This window comes from Bacillus sp. R86525, assembly GCF_042466195.1.
In the GTDB taxonomy this organism is placed as follows: Bacteria; Bacillota; Bacilli; order Bacillales; family Bacillaceae_G; genus Bacillus_A; species Bacillus_A nitratireducens.
In genome coordinates, this window is record NZ_JAXHPX010000005.1 from 1 (window position 1) to 4,489 (window position 4,489).

The following is a 4,489-nucleotide window of genomic DNA, read 5'->3' on the forward strand; positions in this document are numbered from 1 at the left end:
CCAAAGATACAGAAAAAGAACATACACAAGGTATTTTAATAAACAACAAAGATTCTAAACTAATAAACAATTTTTTCACAAACAAAAAACAGTCTTGATTATTAATCAAGACTGTTTTTTGTTTGTTTATAAGATTATAACCAATATGTAGATTGAGAATAATAAACCCGAGTGTTTTGAGATTTATCTGTATAATATGACCAAGATTGTTTCATAACTGCTTTACCATTAAGCTTAGCATTATATGTCCTACGCACTACATAATACCCATCTTCCCAATACCCGTAAGTGTTTGACAATTTCCAATCGATACTCGCTCCATCAGGAGGACCTGCAACCGTATACGATGGCTCATCTACTTTTGCTGCACTCGCATGACCTATTGGTAGTGTAACTCCAAATAACATTGCTCCTGATAAAACAAACTTAATAATTTTACTCTTATTCACTAGTTTCCAACCTCCCATATTTCTTTTAAATATCATAATTTAAAAGAATATGTAGATTTTACCATTTAAAAATATAGTTGTATATAAAAATATAGAAAATTCTATCTATTTTATTTTTACACTGCAACAATCTGCTTAAAAATTAAAAAAGAGAACTAACTTCAAACAAAGTCAGTTCCCTTTTTTAATTCACCAATTTTTATTCTTCTACATCCATTTCCTCTTGCAAATGACCATTATATTTCATTTTTTCTAATTCTGTTAACTCCAAGTACTCACGATTAAACTTAAACAAATCAGGATTCCACGTTGCAATAATTTTATAAAAATACTCATTTTTATCATTGCTCTTATACTTGTCCAATTCACCATTTTCATATTTTAAAGCGTATTCTTTAAACATTCCACCATATACAATCAGCTGACGTCCTTTTAATGCTAAATAAAACACATCGAAAACCTCTTGGCTAGTTGTCATTTCGTAATCTTTCGCTGAATACTTCGCAACCTCGGCTACTGCATTTCCCTCTTTAATCAATTCCACTTTCTGAATATGTACTTGTGTTATCTCCGGTAGATCCGTAACTTCTTGCCACATCGAAAGCCATTCTTTTTGCTTAATATAAAGCTCTTTACGTTTAAAATAATTTTTATCTACACAAAGCAATACATGAAAGTGTGGATTATAATCATCACGTTCTTTGTTATAAGTCATCTCTAATTTTCGAATGTATCCCTTAATAGACCTAGCTACATTTCGTCTTTTAAATAATTTATTAAAAGCTTTATTAAATCTATCAATTTCACTTCTTACCTCTACACCTTTAATATTCGGTGTAGTCAAAGTAAGAAATAAAAACTCTTTATTTTCCTCAAATTTAATAGCTTCCATCATCGTCGCAATTTTCATTGCATCTTTACATGCCTTTCTCCAAGCGCAAAGTGGACAAAAACGATTTTTACAATCATTCCCCTTTGTTCGTTTCATTTTCTCTTTATCTTTCGTAGCAATAAATTGATTAAACGTACCACATTCTTTAAACAATTCACGCCCACCTTCATTCAATTTACTCTCAATGAATTCGTAGAGTTTTAGATTCTGTTTTTTCTTAGGTTGATATTTACCAACAATTACGTCTTGCTTTTTATTTGTCATATTTGCTATATTAGTCCCAGACGAATATATATTGAATGTATATTCAATATACAAAAGGGTACACGAAACCCTTTGAAAAAGACTTGCTCCTTTCATGGAAATTTATTGTTTTTTGCTCGACACTTAAAACGTTAAATCTTTCCGCTTGAAAAAGCAAGTCTTTTTTTGCTCAAAACCTTATAACCACAAGGGTTAAAGACATACATAGGTAACTATTTCCATGCGGAAATAGTTACCTATGTATCAAGAAAAGAAAAAACTCGTTTTTTTGACCCCAATTTTGAGGTCATTTTTTTGTTTAAATCCATTCAAAAAAAGACGCCCTTTTAGGCCCTTTTTTTAACGTTCCATGTCATACCCACGACGCCTACTTATTTCCCTCTTATTTTCACGTTCATGCTCCTGTTCAAATTGATTATCTACACCCTTCATATCCATTTCATTTTTGATAAGCCCTCTAAACGCCTCAAATTGCTTTTTAAAGACTTTTTTCGTTTGTTGGTACAAAACACTTACGTTCTCCTTCAGAATGCTCATATGAGCCTTTAAATCTCTTATATCACCTTTTAGGGAACTGATTTCAAACGAAGCTGACACCAATTCTTTTTTCAAACCTTCATTTTCCTTCTTTTTTTGATAGACTTCCTCACGAAGATTTATATTTTCTTGAACAAGATCCGTTTTTTGCAAACGTTCATAATCTTTTTTTACAGTAACAGCTGCACCTACTAAACCTTCCAGATATTTAACTTGTTTTGGTGTATAAACATAATTATCTGTTTCTTTTTCAATGATTTCAGGTTTCCCAATAAATTTTGGTTTTACCTCTGTCTTAATCTCTTTCTTTTTGCTCCTTAGATTCATTTTCTTTTCAGGAACGTGCTCACTAACTTTTACAAGTTCATCTTTCTTTTTGGCTATTTCGCCTTCTAACCATTGAATTTCTCTTTCTAAATCCTTTTTCTCTTTGTACTCATTGACATCTTTATACTCATTTGAGCCAACTAATTTTCGTTCAATACCTCGCTCTTTTAATACTTTTTCTAACAACTGAACTTCTTTTTCTCTCCAATCATCAAAAGGACGAGATTTATCTAGTGTTAAATCTTGTTGCATAATCGCTCGGTCAAACGATACTTGCTTTTCAAGTCCTCGCTTATAGCCACTTGCCACAGGCACAAAATTCAAGTGCATATGAGGGCTTGCCTCATCATTGTGAATAACCGCATTATAAACTTTTAAATTAGGATTTCGTTTCTCAAAATCTTTGAACCACTCTAACAAAATTTCATTTGCTTTTTCATAGTCAGCATCGGAAATAAAATCGTTCAAATCACCAACTTGAATAATCATTTCTTGCTGAAGCGAAGTTTTTTTACTGGACTGAATGTGTTTATAATAATCATCAATTTTTCTATCAGAGCGTTTTTGTTTGGCGTTATATTTCTCCAACGCTTCATCAAACTCTTCTTGATACAATTTCTTTAAATCTTTCTGAACAAGATATTTATTTTCATGAGAACGAGATTGATCAATATGCGAATTTCGCTCTTTTTCTTTCTCGTTCATAGCCCTATTATTATGTTTGATATTGGTTTTATTCGTTGTCTTTTTGAGAGAAACTGACATGCTCATGCGAATCAACTCCTTGCTACCACTATATCGAAAGCTTTGTTACTTTGGCAAAGTAACCTTTTCTGTATTTTGACACTACGCATCAAAATGAAAAGGCTCTACGAGGTTCTTTGGCTTCGCCAAGTTACGCCACAGCGCAACAAAGACCTTGGGGTTTCGCCCCCAAACGCCGACCAAGGGAAGCCCCTTGGATCGCAATACAAACATCCACCCACCAACCTCCCAATCCTGGGAGGCTCCCTCGCCGGTAGGCGTTCCCCAAACCAACTGTTTGGGAAAACTGCCAAGAGGGTGATACATCATTCGCACGTGTCCACTCCTTATCCTCCCGCCCCTTTCGGGTTCGGTCCGGTACCGTTGACACTTATCTCTAAATCCTTCTCTACTCCAGTAATCGTTTTGCGACTGCAATCAATCGCATATTAAACTCTCTATCTAGCGTAATAAAATCTTTCTTTCCTTGTGTCCGTTCGAGCAATTCTTGTAACACCAATTTATCCTCTTCTAAAATTTCTTTTTCAACAATTATAGGAATCTCTTTAGGAGGTCTAATTCGCACCCCTAATGCCGTCATTCTGACATAGTTCGAAACGCTTGTACTATTTATTTTAGCCAATATCTCTAAACGTTCCTTTTCTTCTTCCGAAACATATAATTTTATTTGTTCTTTTGCCATTTTTAAAATCCCCTTATGGTATATTTTTACCCTTTTATGACCCTGAAAATAAAAACAAAAAAGAGAGAGAAAAATCAAATGGATTTTTCTCTCTCTTTTTTGTTTACAAATATATATAAATATAAAACTAACAAAAAGTCTTGTTTAATTTGTCCGAATATTATTATAATTAAAGAAAAGGGGTGAAAACAATGCAAAAAACAAAAAAAATTCTATCTTTATGTTCTCTTAGTATATTATTCTTAATTCTTATGGGATGTTCTAATTTTTCTTCATCAAAACCTACTGATACAAAAAATCAAAAAGAAAATACAACTATTCAATTAAAAGAAAAAGATATACAGGAAATTAAATTAAATTCCACTGAAAAAGACAAAACTTCTAAGTCAATGACAGACAATGAAGAAACAATAAAAGCTATTACAGAAGCAATCAAAACAGGAACACCTAAAGAAATCACACTAGATAAAAAAACAAAAGATTCGATTCATACTAATATGACAGTTACATTAAAAAATGATTCCGAAGAACATTTTTTAATTTGGATCAATGATAAAAACGAAATTACAATTG

Annotated in this window: 5 protein-coding genes; 1 reads left to right on the forward strand and 4 read right to left on the reverse strand. The window is 32.4% G+C overall.

Features of this window, described 5'->3' with window-relative positions; genetic code table 11:
* Window positions 1–134: 134 nt before the first annotated feature.
* From SJY24_RS01155 to SJY24_RS01170, 4 genes are all read right to left on the reverse strand, one after another.
* Window positions 135–449, reverse strand: coding sequence for a hypothetical protein (locus SJY24_RS01155; RefSeq protein ID WP_377863440.1), 315 nt, complete (start codon window positions 447–449; stop codon window positions 135–137).
* 199 nt (window positions 450–648) lie between these two features.
* Window positions 649–1,605, reverse strand: coding sequence for a protein rep (locus tag SJY24_RS01160; protein ID WP_377863442.1), 957 nt, complete (start codon window positions 1,603–1,605; stop codon window positions 649–651).
* Between the two features lie 339 nt (window positions 1,606–1,944).
* Entirely contained in the window at window positions 1,945–3,240 is a 1,296-nt protein-coding gene (locus tag SJY24_RS01165) for a plasmid recombination protein (RefSeq protein ID WP_377863443.1), read from the reverse strand.
* 382 nt (window positions 3,241–3,622) lie between these two features.
* A complete protein-coding gene (locus tag SJY24_RS01170) occupies window positions 3,623–3,916 on the reverse strand; it encodes a plasmid mobilization protein (protein ID WP_377863444.1) in 294 nt (97 codons plus the stop codon).
* 191 nt (window positions 3,917–4,107) lie between these two features.
* Here SJY24_RS01170 and SJY24_RS01175 point away from each other — a divergent pair.
* Window positions 4,108–4,489, forward strand: a 382-nt coding sequence (locus tag SJY24_RS01175) for a hypothetical protein (protein ID WP_377863446.1), incomplete at its 3' end; no start/stop codon positions are given.

Excerpts from the sequence above, each read along its gene's own strand:
- SJY24_RS01160 (WP_377863442.1), bottom strand. The coding sequence starts at position 1,605 with ATGACAAATAAAAAGCAAGACGTAATTGTTGGTAAATATCAACCTAAG.
- SJY24_RS01165 (WP_377863443.1), bottom strand. The coding sequence starts at position 3,240 with ATGAGCATGTCAGTTTCTCTCAAAAAGACAACGAATAAAACCAATATC.
- SJY24_RS01170 (WP_377863444.1), bottom strand. The coding sequence starts at position 3,916 with ATGGCAAAAGAACAAATAAAATTATATGTTTCGGAAGAAGAAAAGGAA.